The sequence below is a fragment of the Aeromonas sp. MR19 genome (assembly GCF_963899305.1).
Lineage (GTDB): Bacteria > Pseudomonadota > Gammaproteobacteria > Enterobacterales > Aeromonadaceae > Aeromonas > Aeromonas bestiarum.
This window is the reverse complement of the sequence record NZ_CAWQWZ010000052.1, coordinates 201293-218802: the sequence shown is the minus strand read 5'-3', so window position 1 is coordinate 218802 and position 17510 is coordinate 201293. Positions and strand designations below refer to the sequence as shown.

The window sequence follows — 17510 nt, the reverse complement described above, 5'->3', positions numbered from 1 at the left end:
GAGAACATGAATGAACATTCATTCACTCGTTCCCGACGGAGATGAGGGATGGATTTTAGCAGCCACAGGGCATTTGGCTAGGCACGAGGGGGAGAAAACTCCCCCTCGTGCTTGACGTTCCTGTCGCTGGAAAAGAGACAGTTATCATAAAATTTTGCTTATAGTAGAGTGATTAAGCTGAAATCAAGCTTGCTCAGTGACAATACCCCTCCTTCATCCAGCGACAGCTTTGGGTTAATACATAAGGTTAAAACGATCTATGAAAAGAACACTCTTGTCAGCCATGGTGTTGCTGGGCGTCAGCGCCGGCGCCCATGCCGAAAACCTGCTCGATATTTACCAACAGGCTCAGATCAAGGACACCCAACTGCTGGAATCCAAGGCCAAGCGTGATCAGGCTTTCGAGAAGATCAATGAATCCCGCGCAGCCCTCTTGCCCCAAATCAATCTGGGTGCCGGTCTGAACTACCTGCAAAACAAGGGTGACACCCAGACCAACAGCAACGCCACCGGCTCCCTCTCGCTGGATCAGTCCATCTACCGCCGCAGCAACTGGGTCAACCTGGATCTGACCGAGAAGAGCGCCACCCAGTCTGACGTGGCCTACAACCTCGAAGTCCAGAACCTGATGCTGCGTACCTCCCAGGCCTATTTCGACGTGCTCAAGGCGATGGACACCCTGGAGTTCGTCCGCGCCAACAAGGCCGCGGTGGAACGCCAGCTGGAACAGACCCAGCAGCGCTTCGAAGTGGGCCTGACCGCCATCACGGACGTGCATGAGGCCGAGGCCGAGCGCGACCAGGCGCTGGCGGACGAGATCAATGCCGAAAACACCCTGGACAACAGCTACGAGAGCCTGCGTGAACTGACCGGCATAGACCACCGTCAGCTGGACGTGCTCAACACAGAGCGCTTCACCCCGCAGAAGACACCGTTCAACTCCGACAAGTGGCTGGAGCTGGCGCTGGACAAGAACCTGCAACTGCACAGCGCCCGCATCGGCAAGGACATCGCCAAGGAGCAGATCGATCTGGCCAAGACGGGTCACGAGCCGACCGTGGATCTGGGCGCCGGTCTCTCCACCAGTTACAACGACTACAAGGACGAGATCCGCAACCCCGAGAGCAACAGCAATCAGGGCAACATAGGCCTGAACTTCAAGCTGCCGCTCTACACGGGTGGGGCGACCACCTCCCAGGTCAAGCAGTCACAGTTCAACTACGTGGCCGCCAGCGAGCAGCTGGAGCGCAGCTTCCGCTCGGTGCAGAGCACGGTTCGCTCCTCCTACAACAACGTGAACGCCAGCATCGGCTCGGTACGCGCCTACGGCCAGTCCGTCATCTCCGCCGACAGCGCCCTCAAGGCGACCGAGGCCGGTTATGAGGTCGGCACCCGCACCATAGTCGACGTGCTGGACTCCACCCGCAAGCTGTACCAGGCCAAGCAGAAGCTCTCCGAGGCCCGCTACAACTACATCCTCAGCATCCTCTCCCTCAAGCAGGCCGCCGGCACCCTTGAGCAGAAGGATCTGGAAGAGGTGAACCAGGGGCTGATGCCTGCCGCCAAGGTCACCAAGAAGTCCTGAGCCCCGCAGCTCATGTCATGAAAAAGGCGACCTCAGGGTCGCCTTTTTGTTATCTGCGCTTGTTGTTGCCCAGCGGCCGGTTGCTTTGCCGCAGGCTGGTACCGCTAGGTGCCACTTCCGCGCTCTGACGCGCCAGACATAAAAAAACCCGGCCTGAGCCGGGTTTTGACTCATCCGCGTTCGCGGATGGTCTTGATGATGTCGCTGGTGGAGCAGCCATCCTCGAAGTTGAGCACGCGCACCTCGCCACCGTTAGCGGTCACCTCGTCGTAACCGGCGATATCCTTCGGCTTGTAGTCACCGCCCTTGACCAGCAGGTCGGGCAGCACTTCGGCGATCAGCCGCTGGGGCGTATCTTCGGCGAAGGGCACCACCCAGTCCACGGCGCCCAGCGCGGCCAGCACGGCCATGCGACGGTCAGTCGAATTGACCGGGCGACCCGGCCCCTTCAGGCGACGGACCGAGTCATCGGTATTGACCGCCACTATCAGGCGATCCCCCAGCTTGCCGGCATTGGCGAGGTAGGAGACGTGGCCGGCGTGCAGTATGTCGAAGCAGCCGTTGGTCATCACCACCTTCTCGCCACGCAGGCGGGCAGCCTGCACGGCGATCTTGAGCTGAGCCTCGGACATGACGCCAAAGCCGGTCTCCTGCTCGGTGTAGAGGGCATTGGCCAGCTCGACCGGGCTGACGGTGGAGGTACCCAGCTTGCCGACCACGATACCGGCGGCTGTGTTGGCCAGGGCACAGGCCTCGTCCAGGCTCATGCCGGCGGCCAGCGAGGTGGCCAGGGTGGAGATGACGGTATCACCGGCACCTGTCACGTCGTAGACCTCGTGGGCCTGCGCCGGCAGGTGCAGCTCTGGCTGACCTTCGCGGATCAGGGTCATGCCGTTCTCGGAACGGGTGACCAGCAGGGCCTCCAGCTCGAAACGCTTGACCAGCTCCAGTCCCTTGGCGACCAGATCCTCTTCACCCTTCACCTTGCCCACCACGGCCTCGAACTCGGACATGTTGGGGGTCAGCAGGGTGGCGCCGCGATACTTCTCGAACTCGGTCCCCTTGGGGTCGACCAGTACGGGAATGCCGGCGGCGCGGGCACGCTGGATCATGCCGGGTACATCGTTGAGGGCACCCTTGCCGTAGTCGGAGAGGATCATCACGTCGCTGTTCGGCAGCGCCTGCTCCACCTTGTTCATCAGCAGAGTGGCATCGACATCGTGGAACGCTTCCTCGAAGTCCAGACGCAGCAACTGCTGGTTGCGGGACAACACCCGCAGCTTGGTGATGGTCGGATAGTCGGCCAGACGAACGAAATCACAGGCGACCTTGACGCCAGCCATCTGGCCAGCCAGCGCATCGGCGGCCTCATCCTGACCGGTCAGGCCCAGCAGTACGGCGTGGGCGCCCAGGGCAGCAGAGTTGAGGGCCACGTTGGCGGCGCCACCCGGGCGCTCCTCAATGTGCTCAACCTTGACCACGGGCACCGGGGCCTCGGGCGAGATCCGGCCGGTGGGGCCATGCCAATAGCGGTCCAACATGACATCGCCAACGACCAGAACGCGGGCTTTTTCAAACTCGGGCAGGGTGATCTTCATCTGTATCGACTCTCAAAACCTGAAAAATTCAGTCGCCGATTTTATCACACTCTTTTCTACGGTGTAGAAAAAGCAAACCTGTGGTTTCCATTTAAGGAAACTCATAGTTACAGTTCGCACCACGCGGATCAGAGGCAAGCAGCCCCTCTGACCAGCACATAGCCATTCGCCCCCGACCCCGCTTTTCGGCTAGAATCCCCCGATTGCGAGTAAAACTATCCGCTCAGGATACCCACGTGCCTTTATCGCCTCCCCTTATTCGACCGGGCTTGCCCCGGTGCATGGCGATTGCGAACAAGAGACTTTTCATGGCCCACGATAATGCACCCCGCCTCGACCCCCATCTGTTCCACCCCCGCTACTGGGGCAGTTGGTTCGGCCTCAGCTTGCTCTGGCTGCTGGTATTGCTACCCTGGCGCAGCCAGATGTGGCTGGGCCGTCAACTGGGTCGTCTCGCCCGCAAGCTGCTGAAATCCCGCGTCAAAATTGCCCGCCGCAACCTGGAACTGGCGATGCCCGAGCTGACCAAGGATGAGCGGGAGAAGCTGCTCAAGGCCAACTTCGAGAGCGTAGGCTGCGCCATCTTCGAGGTGGGCATGGCCTGGTTCTGGCCGGATTGGCGGATGCGCAACCTGATGAAGGTGGAAGGGGAAGAACACGTCATCGCCGCCATGGAGAAGAAGCAGGGCATGTTGCTGCTCTCCTGCCACTTCCTGACGCTGGAGCTGAACGCCCGCTGCTTCGGCCTGGTGCGCCCCGGGGTCGGCGTCTACCGCCCCAACACCAATCCGGTGCTGGAATATGCCCAGTACCACGGTCGCTGCGCCTCCAACAAGTATCTGGTGGACCGCATGGACGTGAAGGGGATGATCAAGGCGCTGCGCAACGGTGACGCCCTCTGGTATGCGCCGGATCACGACTACGGCAGCCACGCCAGCGTGTTCGTGCCCTACTTCGCGGTCGAACAGGCCGCCACCATCACGGGCACAGCCACCCTGGCGCGGGTGAAAAATACCGTCACCCTGCCCTGCTACAACATCCGCACCAGCGAGGGTTACACACTGCATATCGGGGCGCCGCTCGCCGATTACCCCAGTGGTGACGACCTGGCCGACGCCACCCGCGCCAACAGGGAGATAGAAGCGGCGGTTCGCAAGGCCCCCGAGCAGTACATGTGGCTGCACCGTCGTTTCAAAACCCGGCCCAATCCGGATGACGCTGGCTACTACTGAGTCAAAAAGGGATGAAAAAACCGCCGCGAGGCGGTTTTTTATGGCCTGCAGCCCGGAAAGGGTTTTCATTCGTGGCTGGATATTTTATTAATGGCAGTGCCGAGCGGCGGGCCGGGCCCCGCCAGGAACAATAAAACGAACGAAGGGAAGCGAACATGAAAGCCACTCTTTTAGTGGGCGCCCTGTGCGCATTGACAGGTTGCAGTCACCAGACCCAGAGCGTGCACCTCACCTCTCTCCCCCTGAGCAAGATCACGGATGTGAATGCCCAGTGGAGCCCTCTCAGCAGGAACGAATCCCGCTACCCCAAGGAGGCCATACTGGCCGAGAAGATGGGATGTACCTCGCTCGAGTACGTGATCAATGAAGCGGGCCGGGCCGAGCAGATCCGCGTGCTGGCACGCAGTGACGACACATTCAGCGAGGCCGCCATGGAGACGCTGCAGCAGTGGCAATGGCAGGCAACCGCTGCCAATCCGGGCCATCTTCCCGTCAAGTCCCAGACCCGGTTCGAATTCTGTATCGAGCATAACGGCCAGCCCTGTGACACCAGCGGGCTGGCGCAGCTCTGCCAGGGTGAGGACATGGTTCGCAGTACGGGGCAGGTCTACACCCAGGTCTGAGCACAGCCCCGACTGGCTAGGTATCCCACATGAAAAAGGTGAGCCCAGGCTCACCTTTTTCGTTATCACAGTTGTTTATCGCCGCTGCGCCCTGAAAGGCATGGATGTCATGTCCCAGCGTGCAGCCAGGCGGCGATGGCCAGTTGCAACCGCACATAGTCGGCGCGATGGAACAGCGTCGACAGGGTCGCTTGCCACTCGGCGTCGGCCGAAGCCTGGGCCAACAAGGCCAGATGAGTCGACAAATCGGTCAGCACCGCCAGCCACACTGGCGCCCGTGGAGCGGCAGCATCGACGATGAGCGCAACCCCTTGCCGGATCTCTTGCAGCGCCTGGCGTCGCTGTTCGGGGTCCGCCTGCTCCAGCCAGTACTGCTCGTGATGTTGCCAATGTTGCAGACCCGCGGTGATGCGCATGGCGGCGTCGGTCCCATTGATCGCCGGCAAGGATTGCAGCGCCAGCGGCTTTCCGAGCCCCGCCAGCCGATAGCCGCGCTGCGCCTTGGATTGCGCCCCCAGCCTGACCCCGCCGAGCCCGGCCAGTTGCTCAGCCAACCCGAACAGGGCGCGGGCGTCGCCGGACTTGAGTTCCAGCTCCAGCTCATCGATAGCGACCTTGCCCAGCGAACCGACGATCTCCCCCTGATCCCAGGCCAGCTCGATCTCGGCTCCCTCGAAGGCGACCAGCCAGTGGCGGCGCAGGAAGTCTGTCCTGAACTGGGCAACCAGCCCGGCCTGGATGTCGTCGCGCACCACCAGACTCGGCCAAAGCTCGGCTGGAAAAGCCGCAAGCAGGGGCACATCGCCATGTACGGGGGCATTATATTCGGGCCTGGCATGCAATCCCCCCACCACCTGGCCCCGACATTTAATCGTCTGCTCGGCAAAATCATCGCTGCGACGAATCCGCAATCCCATTTCCAGCCGACGTAAATCCAGAGTCGGCGCATCAAAATAGACATTGCCGAGCTCGACCTGGGAGCTTGATATAATTTCAAGTGAATTCAGAAGCTTGGATAGTGGTTGTTGAATATCTTGTGAGACAAAAAACTTTATCTCGATCTCAGTTTGCATAGTCATTCCGGGCTGGCAGGCAACTTTGGGGGGCATGATGTGGAGCGCGAGGATATAATGCCTGCGATACATCAGGATTAATTCACGGTTTTATTGATGGCGCAGTTCGGTTACCATGCGCCCCTCATAAAATCGTATCGAGTGTTTTTTCACCGACACAGGTTTGGCCATGCCAGTAAATACTATTTTGGGGCTTTTTGCCAAGTCCCCCATCAAGCCGCTGCAGAAGCATATCGTCAAGGTTCACGTGTGCTGCGAGCAGCTCATTCCCTTCTTTGACGCCGTTGCCGAAGACCGTTGGGAAGATGCCGAGAAGATCCGGCAGCAGATAGCCCAGCTGGAAAAAGAGGCTGACATCCTCAAGCGTGAAATTCGTCTGAAACTGCCTCGCGGCCTGTTCCTGCCGGTCGCCCGTACCGACCTGCTGGAGCTGCTGACCCAGCAAGACAAGATTGCCAACCGTGCCAAGGATATCTCCGGCCGCATGCTTGGTCGTCGAATGGAATTCCCTGCCGAGATGCGTGCCGATTTCATGGCCTATCTCAAACGTTGTATCGATGCGACCGCCCAAGCCGAAAAAGCCATCGGAGAACTCGATGAGCTGCTCGAAACCGGCTTCAAAGGACGTGAAGTTGAAATGGTTGCCGAGATGATCCATCAGCTGGATCTTATCGAGGACGATACTGACACCATGCAGATCGGGCTGCGCCAACAGCTGCAAGCCGTTGAGCAGAAATACAATCCGATCGACGTTATGTTCCTCTACAAGATCCTCGAATGGGTAGGTGACCTGGCAGATCAGGCCGAGCGCGTTGGCGCCCGTCTGGAACTGATGCTGGCTCGTTCGTAATCGACTGACTGGGTAAACACTATTAATGGACATTATCGCGAATTACGGCACTACTCTGGTGCTCGTGGCGGCCTTGTTCGGCTTTTTGATGGCCTGGGGGATAGGCGCGAATGACGTGGCCAACGCCATGGGCACATCGGTCGGCACCAAATCCCTGACCATACGTCAGGCGATCATCATCGCCATGATCTTCGAATTTGCCGGTGCCTATCTGGCCGGCGGCGAAGTGACAGCCACCATACGCAACGGCATCATAGATACCAACGCCTTTGCCGACACCCCGGATCTGCTGGTGCTCGGCATGATCGCCTCCCTGCTGGCGGCCGGCGCCTGGTTGATCCTGGCCTCCTACTTCGGCTGGCCCGTCTCCACCACCCACTCCATCATAGGTGCCATCGTCGGCTTCGCCGTGGTGAGCATAGGTCCGGAAGCTGTGCAGTGGAGCAAGTTCGGCGGCATAGTCGGTTCCTGGATCATCACCCCGGCCATCTCGGGCATCATCGCCTACTTCATGTTCATCAGCGTGCAGAAGCTCATCTTCAACACAGATGATCCCCTGGCCAACGCCAAGCGCTACGTGCCTTTCTACATGTTCCTGACCGCCCTGGTGATCTGCCTGGTGACCATCAAGAAGGGGCTGACCCACGTCGGTCTGCACCTGAGCGATGGCGAAGGGATCCTGCTCTCCATCGTCATCTCCATCGCGGTGGCATTTGCCGGCTGGCTCTATATTCGCGGCCAGCAATACAACCCGCAGGATGACAGCAAGATGCACTTCGCCAACGTGGAGAAGGTATTCGGCATCCTGATGGTGATCACCGCCTGTGCCATGGCCTTTGCCCACGGCTCCAACGACGTGGCCAACGCCATAGGCCCGCTCTCCGCCGTGGTCTCCATCGTCGACAGCGCCGGCCAGATCGCCGGTCAGTCCACCATCGCCTGGTGGATCCTGCCGCTCGGCGGCATCGGCATAGTCATCGGCCTCGCCACCATGGGCGAGAAGGTGATGGCCACCGTCGGTACCGGCATCACCCACCTGACCCCGAGCCGTGGCTTCGCCGCCCAGCTGGCCACCGCCGCCACCGTGGTGATCGCCTCCGGCACGGGTCTGCCCATCTCCACCACCCAGACCCTGGTGGGTGCAGTGATGGGTGTCGGTCTGGCCCGTGGCATAGCCGCCCTGAACCTGGGCGTACTGCGCAACATAGTGGTCTCCTGGATCATTACCCTGCCCGCAGGTGCCATCCTGGCCATCGCTATCTTCTACGTGCTGCAAGCCTGTTTCTCCTGATACGCGCAGCCGCAAACAGCCCGGGTCACTGACCCGGGCTTTTTTATACCTGGCGCATGGGAAGCAAGGGTTCGGCGGCGGTCAACACGGCCCAGGCACTGTCTCTATTCACAATGTCGGGCGTGCCACCTCCTGCCGCTGCAACCGGCTTGCATCCCCTGCCTGGCAGGCGCAGACTGTTTGGCCTTGTTTTTATGCGATTCGATTCAAGGCAACCATCATGACTCCTGCCATCAACCTGCTGAAAAAGCTCAAGATCCCCCACAAACTCTACCCCTACGAGTGCGAAGCTCACGACGACTTCGGCAAACATGCCGCGACCCAGCTCGGCCTGCCGGAAGCCCAGGTGTTCAAGACCCTGGTCGCCCATCACGACAAGCAGGCGGTGGTCGCCATAGTGCCCTCGTCGGGCATGTGCAGTCTCAAGCAGCTGGCCAAGGCCACAGGCTTGAAGAAGGTGGAGATGATGAAACCGGCCGAGGCCGAGAAGCTGACCGGCTACAAGGTCGGCGGCATCAGCCCGCTGGCCCAGAAGAAGCTGCTGCCCACAGTGCTCGACGACTCGGCCATGGCGTTTGACGAGATCCTGGTGAGCGGCGGCAAGCGCGGCCTCTCGGTCGGGGTGGCGCCACAGGACATGCTGACCCTGCTCAAGTGGATCTCCGCTCCCATCGGCGAGCACCATGAGTAACGCCTGAAACGACAGAGGCCCCGCTGACGGGGCCTCTGTTATGTTGCCGGGTCAGTCGTTATTGGCTCGACAAGCGGCGGTCAGCTCGGATAGCCGCAACCGCTGCCTGCCGGCCTCATCGAAGTTCTCCTCCGCCAGCCAGCGCGCAAAGCAGGCCTGCAACGCCGGCCACTCGCCGTCGATCACCGAGAACCAGGCGGTATCCCGTGCCAGCCCCTTGTCCACCCGGCTCTGGCGAAAGGTTCCCTCGTAGCTGAAACCGAGCCGCAGCGCCGCCTGCCAGGAGGGTCGGTTGAAGGCATTGCACTTCCATTCGTAACGCCGGTAGCCGAGGGCAAAGGCGTTGGCCATCATCAGCGCCATGGCCGCCGTCGCCAGCCGCGAGCGCTGCAGGGCCGGCGAGAAGTGCAGCCAGCCCACCTCTATGCTGCCCGCCAGGGGATCGATGCGCAGGTAGCTGGCCAGCCCCAGCGGCTGTTCACCATGCTCATCGAAGATGGTGTAGAACTGGGGATCTGTCTTGGCGGCGCACTCTCGCAGCCAGGCCAGCATATCCGCTTCCTCTGCGTAGGGACCCGTGGTCAGGTAGGTCCACATGGCCCCGCTGTCGGCGCTGAAGGCCTGCCACAGGCCGGGGCCGTGACGCTCGGGATCCAGCGGTTCCAGCCGGCAGCCCCAGCCGCTGAGAGGGCGGCGGGGCGGAAACTCGGCACCCCGCCAATCGGGCAGCGGCGCACCGACCGGCTGGCCGAACTCGTTCAGATGGATATCAGCAGCCACAGGCGATCCCTCCCGTTTGCTGCACGCCCGCTTCGTTGCCGGTGGCGATGGCAAAGCCGTCCTGGCGCCACCAGTGCAGGCCGCCGATCAGCTCCTTGACCTGAAACCCCAGCGCCGCCAGCTTGCAGGCGCCGCGGGTCGAGCCGTTGCAGCCGATGCCATCGCAATAGCAGACATAGACCTTGTCCCGTGCCAATGCGGCCGTGGTCGCCGGGTTCATGGTGGCGTGGGGGAAGCTGATGGCACCGGGAATGTGTCCCTCGGCATAGTGGCCGGCGGAGCGGGTGTCGATGACGACGATGCGCGCCTCGCCCGCCAGCAGATCGGCAGCCAGATCGGCCGGGTCGGTGCGATAGGCCAGCTGGGCCTCGAAGAAAGCGCTGGCCTCTGCCGCACTGGCCAGCCCGCTGCTCAATACCTGACTCATGATAAACCTCCTTGTGACCAGACCCGAGTCCGGGTGGTGACGACTGTGTTGACCGGACTGACCAAGCCGGTACCCAATACATGGCTCATTGCTAAGCCTCCCGTGACCACTGCACGATTTTGGTGATCACTGTGGTCCTGACCGAGTTGGCGATGAAGCACTCCTCATGGGCCTGATGGTGCAGTTGCTCCAGCTCGGCCAGGGTGGGTTGCCGCTCGCCGGCAAACTGCACCAGCGGCTGCAATGTGACCCGGGTGATGGACTGGCGACCCCTGTCGTCCGCCTCCATGATGCCCACCGCCTCGTCCCGGTAGCTCTCCACCCGATAACCCGCCCTGGCCACCAGCCAGAGGAAGGTGAGCATGTGGCAACTGGAGAGGGCCGCGACGAAGGCCTCCTCCGGATCGACGTGCTCGGCCACCGACCAAGGCAAGGGCACCACGTGTGGGGAGGAGGAGGCGGGCACCCTGACGCCGCCATCAAACTCCCACCAGTGGGCCCGACTGTAGCGCTGATCGACGAAGGGCTCGCCGGCCCCGCACTGCCAGCTGATGGTGGCGCTGTATTCCGACATGCAGACTCCTTTCATTGCCAATATCTGTTGTTCCCGAACCTTGAACCTCAATGTAGCGACATAATGGCCTTGCCACGCCGACCAATTTTGCCAATATGGGCAGACCAATTGTCTGCCTGGAAATAGCCATGCCCGCCCTGCCAACCCTGTTCGCCACTCAGCAACCCAGCGAGCTGCCGCTGCACGAGCAACTGGTGCGCATGTTGCGAGGCGCCATTCTGGCCGGCCATCTGCCCCAGCACAGCCGGCTGCCAGCCAGTCGCATGCTGGCTGGCGATCTCGGCATCTCCCGCAGCACGGTAGAGCTGGCCTATGGCCGGCTGGAGGCGGAGGGCTATCTGGTGCGCAAGGTGGGGGCCGGCAGCTTCGTGGCGCTGGCGGCCGTGTGCCCGGCGCCACGTCCGCCCCAGTCGGCGGCCGGACTCTCCCGCCGTGGCCGGGAGATGGCGGCGGGGGGCGCCTGTCACGACACGCCGCACGTCGGCGCCTCCTTTGCCTCCAGCCAGCCGGATCCCCGCCTCTTCCCCCACGGGCTCTGGGGCCGGCTGATGCAGCAACAGTGGCGCCAGCAGGGGGAACGCTGGATGAACTACGGCGACCCGCAGGGGTTGCCCGAGCTGCGCAGCGCCATCAGCAGCTATCTGGTGCAGTCCCGCGGCGTGGTGTGCGAGCCGGAGCAGATCCTGATCCTCACCAGCTCCCAGCAGGGGATACTGCTGGCGACCCAGCTGCTCATCGATGCCGGCGACACAGTCTGGGTGGAAGATCCCGGCTATCCTGGGGCCCGCACCGCCATGGAGAGCGCCGGTGCCAAGGTCCACCCCGTGCCTGTGGACGGGGAAGGGCTCAATCCACTGGGGCAACATCCGGCACCGCGCCTCATCTACACCACGCCGGCCCACCAGTATCCCCTGGGCGTGCCCATGAGCCTGCCTCGCCGGATGGCACTGCTGAGCGAGGCCGAGCGTCACGGTGCCTGGATCCTGGAGGACGATTACGACGGTGAGTATCAGTACGATCAGCGGCCGCTCCCCGCCCTTCAGGGGCTGGATGGCCAGGGGCGGGTCATCTATGTGGGCACCTTCAGCAAGGTTCTGTTCGGCTCTCTTCGACTCGCCTATCTGGTGCTGCCGAGACCGCTGATGGATGCCTTCTGCCGGGCCAGGGCAGCCTTCGATGGCCACAGCAACCAGCTGCAGCAGGCGGTCACCGCAGATTTCATCCGCGCCGGTCACTTCGCCACCCACCTGCGCCAGAGCCGGCTCATCTACCAGAGCCGGCGCGACCTGCTGCTGAGTGAGCTCGCCAGTCACTGCCCCGCCCTCACCCCGGTTCACAGCGGCGCCGGCTTGCAGTGCGCCGTGCTGCTGCCCGCCGGCGGCGAAGCGCGCTGGACCAAGAGTGCCAATGACATGGGTATTGGCCTGCGCCCGCTCGGCCAGTTCCATCTAGGCGAGCCGGGTCTGGAGGGCTGGCTGCTCGGCTTTGGCGCCCTCGACAACCAGACCCTGCGCCGGCTCTGTCGCCAGCTGGGCAGCCTGATGGCGTCGTCCTGACGGGCTCATTCTGGTAGCGAGGCAAGCCACCCCGGGGGCAGGGCGCAGCCCCGGGCGCCGGACTATAATGGATGAACCAAAGTCGTAGAGCCTAGCCGAGATGTATAGACTCCTGTTGCTGATCCTCTGCCTTTTCCTCTCCTCCCCCCCGATGGCGGCCACCCGCTTTACCCTGCTCAGCCCCGAAAACGGGCAGGATGCGCGGATGCGCTACTACCGGGAGGTGATGCAACTGGCGCTGGAGAAGACCCGCCCCGACTATGGCGACTATGAGCTGCTCGACTCGCTGCCGATGAACAAGGCACGAATGCGGATCGAGGTGCAGGAACCCGGGGCCAACGCTCTCTTCATCATCGACAGCTGGCCCCTGCAGTCCCCCGGCGATCAAGTCACTGCCATCCCCTTCCCCATCGATCTCGGCATTCTCGGTTATCGGGTCTGCTTCGTCGGCGCGGCTCGGGCGGATGAGCTGGCCAGGGTCGGCACACTGGCCCAGTTGCAAGGTTTCAACCAGGGCACGGGCAGCGGCTGGCAGGATGCCGATATCTTGCGCCACAACGGCTTTCAGGTGCAGGAGGTGGAAAAGTACGAGTCGCTGTTTCGCATGGTGGCCCGTGGCCGCGTAGCCCTCTTCTGCCGCGGTGCCAACGAGATACTCCCCGAGTGGAAAACCCATCAAGCCGGCCTGCCCGGGCTGGTGGTCGATCGCCATGTCGCGCTCTTCTATCCGCTGATCCATGTGATCTACAGCCATGCCCAATACAGCAAGGAGCGGCAACGCATCGAGCGCGGCCTGCAACTGGCCTGGCAGGATGGTTCGCTGAAACGGCTCTGGCGCCACCACTTTCAAGCCTCCCTGGTGTTTGCCAATCTGGGGCCGCGCCAGATTTTCAGGCTGACCAACCCCTTGTTGCCCAAGGAGGGGTTCGACTATCGGCCCTATCTTTATGACCCGGTACGCGATGACTTTGGCATTGACCCCTGATGGGGCGCACAGGCCGCCGGCATGGCCAGGCATGGCACCAAGCCGGGGCGTCACTCACCCCACTGGCGGGCAGCCCGTGATGCACGCCCTGTTTGCCTGGCGTGGACGCCAGCTGCGACCCGCCAATGACCAGACGGCGCAGCCAGTGCGTGCAGGCAACCTGCTTCTCCCCCTTGTCGCCCTCATGAAGATCGGCAGACAGGCGACTCTGCTGGTCATGACGCTGCTGTGTCTCCTGCCGATGGGGGCCCAGGCGGCCACCCGCTTCACCTACATCAGTCCGGAGAGCGAGCGGGATCCGCGCATGACCTATGACAGGGAGCTGCTGCGTCTCGCCCTCGACAAGACCCGCGACACCTTCGGCGACTATGAGCTGGTGCCCGCCCCGGCCATGACCAAGGCCAGGGTGCGGCTCAGCCTGCAGCTCAACAGTTTCACCAACCTGTTTGCCATGGACAGCTACAGCAGCACGCGCGATGGCAAAGGGCTGGCGTATGTCCGCTTCCCCATTCATCTCGGCATCGTCAGCTATCGCATCTGCTTCGTCAGCCCCCAACGGCAGGCGGCTATGGCGGAGGTAAATGACCTGGCAGGATTGCGCCGTTTCACGTTCGGCCAGGGCAAGGGCTGGCTGGATGTGGAGATACTGCGCCACGCCGGTCTCAAGGTGGTGGAGGTGGATGGCTACGAGATGCTGTTCAAGATGGTGGCGCGCGGCCGGTTCGATCTCTTGTGCCGCGGGGCGAGCGAACTGCGCAGCGAGCTGCTGACCCACAAGGACATAGGGGGTCTGAAGATGGATCCCTACCTGCTGCTCTACTACCCGCTGCCCAGGGTCTTCTATACCAATGTGGCAAACGGCGAGGCCCTGAAACGGGTGGAGACGGGGCTGCGGCAGGCCTGGCAGGACGGTTCGCTGCAGGCCTTATGGCGCCACAGCTTCGGCCCCGCCATCGCCTTTGCCGGGCTCAAGCAGAGGCGCATGCTGCGACTGGATAACCCCTTCCTCGAAGGCATCAACTTCGACTACCGCCCCTACTTCTACAACCCCATGACGGATCGCTTCGGCGAGCCCTGATGAGGCTCAGCCCTGTTCGCGGCAGAGCGCCAGCCAGGCCTCTGCGGTGCGGGAGAGATAGCGTTCGCTCGGCCAGATCACCCCGAGTCGCCAGCTGAGCTCGGGCAGGAGCGGCCGCAACACCAGCCCGTCCGGGGTCAGCCGGCGGCAGATGGGCTCGGGCAGAAAGGCGACCCCCATGCCGCTGCGCACCATGGCGGTGAGAAAGTCCCACTGGCTGCTGCGGGCCGCCACCTGGGGCACGAAGCCCGCCTGCTGGCACGCCTGTTCCAGCCGCTCGCTCAGGGTAAAGGCCTGGGTGTAGAGCAGGAAGGGCTCATCGCGCAGATCCTCCAGCCGGATCTCGCGGCACGCGCGCCAGCGCGGCAAGTCAGGCAACACCACCTGGATGGGATACTGATCCAGCTCCAGCGCACTCAGGGCGCCCCCCTCTTTGGTCGGCAGCATGGTGATGGCGAGATCCAGCTCCCCTTCCAATACCGCCTGCTCGATGCGCCGGCCGCCGTACTCGACGATGGAGAGCTCCACCCTTGGATAGCGGCTGCGGTAGGTGCGGATGAGATCCGCATAGACGTGGCCCACCATGGGCGGGATGCCGAGGGCCAACCGGCCAAATTGCAGGCTCTGCAGATCGGCGAGTTCCGCCTCCAGCTGCTGCATCTCGGCCAATATGGTCTGGGCCCGGTTGAACAGCACCTGGCCGCTGTCGGTCAGGGTGAAGCGGCGCCCCTCCCGGTTGAGCAGCGGCTGACCCAGCTCCTCCTCCATGTTGCGGATCATCTTGCTGATGGTGGGCTGGGTGACGAACAGCTTCTCGGAGGCGCGGGTGAAGCTCTGCTCCCGCACCAGTTCGACAAAGTAACGCAGGGCTCGGATATCCATGGTGCTCTCTCACGGGCGGCAAGCCTTAATCATGCCTCTTTGGCATGAATTTGATAATTTAAATTCATTTTTTGCAGGTTTTGCTTGTCTCTATACTGTGAGCCAGTTCACAGAAAGACACCCATCATGAAAGCCCTCTGCATTCGCTGGTTCCAGACCCCCTTCCAAATCGCCCTGCTGGCCGCCATCTGGCTGCTGGCCGATGCGGCGGTACGCACCTTCCATCTGCCGCTGCCCGCCAACCTCACCGGCATGCTGGCGCTGCTGGTCCTGATCCTGCTCGGCGTGGTCAAGACCCAGTGGTTCAGCGCCGGCGCCCGCTGGCTGCTGGCCGAGATGCTGCTGTTCTTCGTGCCGGCCGTGGTGGCCGTGGTCAACTATCAGGATCTGCTGTTGCAGGAGGGGTGGCGCATCATGCTGGTCCTGCTGATCAGCACCACCCTGGTGCTGGGTACCACGGCGCTGGTGGTGGACAGAGTCTATCGCCTCGAGCTGAAGCTGGCCCGCCGGAGTCGCCGTCATGTCTGATACCCTGCTTGGCCTGCTCTGCTTCGCCCTGACCCTGCTGTTCTACTACGCCAGCAAGTGGCTCTATGGCCGCAAGCGCATACTACCCCTGATGCCGCTGCTGCTGGCCCCCACCCTGCTGGTGGCCGTGGTGCTGCTGTTCCACATCCCCTATCAGGACTACATGGCCCAGTCCCACTGGCTGCTCTGGCTGCTGGGCCCGGCCACCGTCGCCTTCGCCGTGCCCGTCTATGAGAACCGCCAGCTGATCCACCGTCACTGGCTCTCCCTCTCGGTCGGGGTCGTCGCCTCCGTCATCATGGCGGTGGGCAGCACTGTGCTGCTGGCGCGCTGGCTGCACCTCTCCGACATGTTGCAGCGCAGCCTGGCGATGCGCTCCATCACCACACCGTTCGCGGTGGAGGCGACCCGCGCCATCGGCGGCCAGACCGATCTCACCGCCCTGTTTGTGGTGCTGACCGGGGTGATCGGCATGGCGGTGGGGGAGAGCGTGCTCACCCTGCTCGCCATCCGCAGCCGCCTCGGCAAGGGGGCCGGTTTCGGCGCTTCGGCCCATGGCGCCGGCACCGCCAAGGCGTACCAGATGGGTAACGAGGAGGGCGTCGTCTCCAGCATGGTGATGATGATCGCCGGCATGGTGACTGTGCTGCTCGCCCCCTTGCTCGGCCAGATGTTCTGGTAATCCGGCCTACCGCCAGGCGAGGTCAATTTCCCCCTGCCAAGGACGGCAAGCCTCCCCCGCCAGCCGCTACACTGAACTCAATGTGATGGCGGTGAGCGGTATGATGAACCACAGAGTGATCCCCCTCGGGTTGCTGATATGCAGCCTGCTCTTCTCCCCCCTCTTGCAGGCCGTGGACATAGTGACCCACGTCAGCCCGGAAAGTGATCGGGATCTGCGCACCCTCTACGGCCAGCAACTGCTGCAACTGGCGCTGGAGAAGACCCGCGACAGCTTCGGCGATTACGAGCTGCGCCCGGCCCCGCCCATGAGCCGGACACGGCTGCGCCAGGTGCTGCAATACAACCTCTACCCCAACCTGCTTGCCATCGACAGCTTCCCGCCCCCTGGAGACCCTCATGATCTGGACTATGTCCGTTTCCCGGTGGATCTCGGCATCCTGGGGTATCGCATCTGCTTCGTCAGCCCGGCGCGGCAGCAGGCGGTGGCACAGGTGCGCACCCTGGCCGATCTGCAGCAGTTCAGCCATGGTCAGGGCCGTGGCTGGCAGGATGTCGACATCTTGCGTCATGCCGGTTTCAAGGTGCAGGAGGTAGAAGGGTACGAGCGACTGTTCAAGCTGGTGGCCAGGGGCCGGCTGGACCTGTTCTGCCGGGGAGCCAACGAGCTGTTTACCGAGCTGGAAACCCACCGGGATCTGGCCCGGCTCACGGTCGATCGGCATCTGGCCCTCTACTACCCCTTCATCCACCTCTTCTACAGCCACAAGGATAACCAGCATGCCCTGCGCCGCATCCGGGCCGGCCTGCAACTAGCCTGGCAGGACGGATCGCTGCAGGCGCTCTGGCTCAAGACCTTCAAACCCGCCCTCGATTTTGCCAGACTGGACCAGCGCCTGCTGTTCAGGCTGGACAACCCTTTGCTCCGGCAGATGGATTTTGACTATCGCCCCTATCTCTACGACCCCCTCAGCCACAGCTTCGGGCCCGGCGAAGCCGCGAGCCATGAGCAGCAGGGCGAGGCGAGCCCGACCCACTAGCAAGGGCGCAACCACTACACTCATGGGAGTCTCTTT

At 62.7% G+C, this 17510-nt stretch carries 18 protein-coding genes; 12 read left to right on the top strand and 6 right to left on the bottom strand.

Annotation, left to right across the window (positions count from 1 at the left end):
• Window positions 1-259 precede the first annotated feature (259 nt).
• Entirely contained in the window at window positions 260-1585 is a 1326-nt protein-coding gene (gene tolC / locus AACQ95_RS20625; protein ID WP_098982054.1) for an outer membrane channel protein TolC, read from the top strand.
• A 170-nt stretch (window positions 1586-1755) separates the two neighbouring features.
• Here tolC and hldE read toward each other — a convergent pair whose 3' ends face one another.
• Window positions 1756-3183, bottom strand: coding sequence for a bifunctional D-glycero-beta-D-manno-heptose-7-phosphate kinase/D-glycero-beta-D-manno-heptose 1-phosphate adenylyltransferase HldE (hldE, locus tag AACQ95_RS20620; RefSeq protein ID WP_241279665.1), 1428 nt, complete (start codon window positions 3181-3183; stop codon window positions 1756-1758).
• 308 nt (window positions 3184-3491) lie between these two features.
• On the opposite strand from hldE, the gene lpxL reads away from it, so the two are divergent.
• On the top strand, window positions 3492-4415 hold the full coding sequence (gene lpxL, locus AACQ95_RS20615) for an LpxL/LpxP family Kdo(2)-lipid IV(A) lauroyl/palmitoleoyl acyltransferase (RefSeq protein ID WP_241279663.1): 924 nt from the start codon (window positions 3492-3494) through the stop codon (window positions 4413-4415).
• Between the two features lie 155 nt (window positions 4416-4570).
• Window positions 4571-5038 carry an energy transducer TonB gene (locus AACQ95_RS20610; RefSeq protein ID WP_043137134.1) on the top strand — a complete coding sequence of 156 codons (468 nt, stop codon included), beginning with the start codon at window positions 4571-4573 and terminating at the stop codon, window positions 5036-5038.
• Between the two features lie 107 nt (window positions 5039-5145).
• On the opposite strand, the gene AACQ95_RS20605 is transcribed toward AACQ95_RS20610, so the two are convergent.
• On the bottom strand, window positions 5146-6111 hold the full coding sequence (locus AACQ95_RS20605; RefSeq protein WP_241279661.1) for a CYTH domain-containing protein: 966 nt from the start codon (window positions 6109-6111) through the stop codon (window positions 5146-5148).
• Window positions 6112-6280: 169 nt separating this feature from the next.
• Between AACQ95_RS20605 and AACQ95_RS20600 the strand changes: the two genes are divergently transcribed.
• From AACQ95_RS20600 to ybaK, 3 genes are all read left to right on the top strand, one after another.
• A complete protein-coding gene (locus AACQ95_RS20600) occupies window positions 6281-6961 on the top strand; it encodes a TIGR00153 family protein (RefSeq protein WP_042653142.1) in 681 nt (226 codons plus the stop codon).
• A gap of 25 nt (window positions 6962-6986) precedes the next feature.
• Window positions 6987-8252, top strand: coding sequence for an inorganic phosphate transporter (locus AACQ95_RS20595; RefSeq protein WP_042868184.1), 1266 nt, complete (start codon window positions 6987-6989; stop codon window positions 8250-8252).
• A 220-nt stretch (window positions 8253-8472) separates the two neighbouring features.
• The gene (ybaK, locus tag AACQ95_RS20590; protein ID WP_241279659.1) at window positions 8473-8943 is read left to right on the top strand and encodes a Cys-tRNA(Pro) deacylase; all 471 of its coding nucleotides are present in this window, start codon (window positions 8473-8475) and stop codon (window positions 8941-8943) included.
• Window positions 8944-8994: 51 nt separating this feature from the next.
• On the opposite strand, the gene AACQ95_RS20585 is transcribed toward ybaK, so the two are convergent.
• From AACQ95_RS20585 to AACQ95_RS20575, 3 genes are all read right to left on the bottom strand, one after another.
• On the bottom strand, window positions 8995-9723 hold the full coding sequence (locus AACQ95_RS20585) for a GNAT family N-acetyltransferase (protein ID WP_098982047.1): 729 nt from the start codon (window positions 9721-9723) through the stop codon (window positions 8995-8997).
• Window positions 9713-10150 (bottom strand): rhodanese-like domain-containing protein, encoded by a 438-nt coding sequence (locus AACQ95_RS20580; protein ID WP_098982046.1) that lies wholly within the window; start codon window positions 10148-10150, stop codon window positions 9713-9715. Before AACQ95_RS20580 ends, AACQ95_RS20585 begins: the two co-directional genes overlap by 11 nt.
• A 91-nt stretch (window positions 10151-10241) precedes the next feature.
• Window positions 10242-10724 (bottom strand): OsmC family protein, encoded by a 483-nt coding sequence (locus AACQ95_RS20575; protein ID WP_043137150.1) that lies wholly within the window; start codon window positions 10722-10724, stop codon window positions 10242-10244.
• A 128-nt stretch (window positions 10725-10852) separates the two neighbouring features.
• On the opposite strand from AACQ95_RS20575, the gene pdxR reads away from it, so the two are divergent.
• From pdxR to AACQ95_RS20560, 3 genes are all read left to right on the top strand, one after another.
• Entirely contained in the window at window positions 10853-12280 is a 1428-nt protein-coding gene (gene pdxR, locus AACQ95_RS20570) for a MocR-like pyridoxine biosynthesis transcription factor PdxR (RefSeq protein ID WP_241279657.1), read from the top strand.
• A 100-nt stretch (window positions 12281-12380) separates the two neighbouring features.
• Entirely contained in the window at window positions 12381-13265 is an 885-nt protein-coding gene (locus tag AACQ95_RS20565; RefSeq protein ID WP_241279655.1) for a hypothetical protein, read from the top strand.
• Window positions 13266-13482: 217 nt separating this feature from the next.
• Entirely contained in the window at window positions 13483-14343 is an 861-nt protein-coding gene (locus tag AACQ95_RS20560) for a hypothetical protein (protein ID WP_241279691.1), read from the top strand.
• A gap of 6 nt (window positions 14344-14349) precedes the next feature.
• Here AACQ95_RS20560 and AACQ95_RS20555 read toward each other — a convergent pair whose 3' ends face one another.
• The gene (locus AACQ95_RS20555) at window positions 14350-15225 is read right to left on the bottom strand and encodes a LysR family transcriptional regulator (protein ID WP_043137158.1); all 876 of its coding nucleotides are present in this window, start codon (window positions 15223-15225) and stop codon (window positions 14350-14352) included.
• Window positions 15226-15351: 126 nt separating this feature from the next.
• Between AACQ95_RS20555 and AACQ95_RS20550 the strand changes: the two genes are divergently transcribed.
• The 3 genes from AACQ95_RS20550 (at window position 15352) to AACQ95_RS20540 (ending at window position 17474) form a co-directional block, all read left to right on the top strand.
• Window positions 15352-15753: a CidA/LrgA family protein gene (locus AACQ95_RS20550; RefSeq protein WP_017412989.1), complete on the top strand. Its 402-nt coding sequence runs from the start codon at window positions 15352-15354 to the stop codon at window positions 15751-15753.
• The gene (locus AACQ95_RS20545) at window positions 15746-16435 is read left to right on the top strand and encodes an LrgB family protein (protein WP_103472145.1); all 690 of its coding nucleotides are present in this window, start codon (window positions 15746-15748) and stop codon (window positions 16433-16435) included. The genes AACQ95_RS20550 and AACQ95_RS20545 overlap by 8 nt, the downstream gene beginning before the upstream one ends.
• Before the next feature lie 100 nt (window positions 16436-16535).
• Complete coding sequence (locus AACQ95_RS20540; RefSeq protein WP_241279653.1) at window positions 16536-17474, top strand: hypothetical protein; 939 nt, start codon at window positions 16536-16538, stop codon at window positions 17472-17474.
• The last annotated feature ends 36 nt before the right edge of the window (window positions 17475-17510 follow it).

Bases quoted from the DNA above. Each gene is read 5' to 3' on its own strand.
- tolC (WP_098982054.1), top strand. From the start codon at position 260: ATGAAAAGAACACTCTTGTCAGCCATGGTGTTGCTGGGCGTCAGCGCC.
- hldE (WP_241279665.1), bottom strand. From the start codon at position 3,183: ATGAAGATCACCCTGCCCGAGTTTGAAAAAGCCCGCGTTCTGGTCGTT.
- lpxL (WP_241279663.1), top strand. From the start codon at position 3,492: ATGGCCCACGATAATGCACCCCGCCTCGACCCCCATCTGTTCCACCCC.
- AACQ95_RS20610 (WP_043137134.1), top strand. From the start codon at position 4,571: ATGAAAGCCACTCTTTTAGTGGGCGCCCTGTGCGCATTGACAGGTTGC.
- AACQ95_RS20605 (WP_241279661.1), bottom strand. From the start codon at position 6,111: ATGCAAACTGAGATCGAGATAAAGTTTTTTGTCTCACAAGATATTCAA.
- AACQ95_RS20600 (WP_042653142.1), top strand. From the start codon at position 6,281: ATGCCAGTAAATACTATTTTGGGGCTTTTTGCCAAGTCCCCCATCAAG.
- AACQ95_RS20595 (WP_042868184.1), top strand. From the start codon at position 6,987: ATGGACATTATCGCGAATTACGGCACTACTCTGGTGCTCGTGGCGGCC.
- ybaK (WP_241279659.1), top strand. From the start codon at position 8,473: ATGACTCCTGCCATCAACCTGCTGAAAAAGCTCAAGATCCCCCACAAA.
- AACQ95_RS20580 (WP_098982046.1), bottom strand. From the start codon at position 10,150: ATGAGTCAGGTATTGAGCAGCGGGCTGGCCAGTGCGGCAGAGGCCAGC.
- AACQ95_RS20575 (WP_043137150.1), bottom strand. From the start codon at position 10,724: ATGTCGGAATACAGCGCCACCATCAGCTGGCAGTGCGGGGCCGGCGAG.
- pdxR (WP_241279657.1), top strand. From the start codon at position 10,853: ATGCCCGCCCTGCCAACCCTGTTCGCCACTCAGCAACCCAGCGAGCTG.
- AACQ95_RS20565 (WP_241279655.1), top strand. From the start codon at position 12,381: ATGTATAGACTCCTGTTGCTGATCCTCTGCCTTTTCCTCTCCTCCCCC.
- AACQ95_RS20560 (WP_241279691.1), top strand. From the start codon at position 13,483: ATGACGCTGCTGTGTCTCCTGCCGATGGGGGCCCAGGCGGCCACCCGC.
- AACQ95_RS20555 (WP_043137158.1), bottom strand. From the start codon at position 15,225: ATGGATATCCGAGCCCTGCGTTACTTTGTCGAACTGGTGCGGGAGCAG.
- AACQ95_RS20550 (WP_017412989.1), top strand. From the start codon at position 15,352: ATGAAAGCCCTCTGCATTCGCTGGTTCCAGACCCCCTTCCAAATCGCC.
- AACQ95_RS20545 (WP_103472145.1), top strand. From the start codon at position 15,746: ATGTCTGATACCCTGCTTGGCCTGCTCTGCTTCGCCCTGACCCTGCTG.
- AACQ95_RS20540 (WP_241279653.1), top strand. From the start codon at position 16,536: ATGATGAACCACAGAGTGATCCCCCTCGGGTTGCTGATATGCAGCCTG.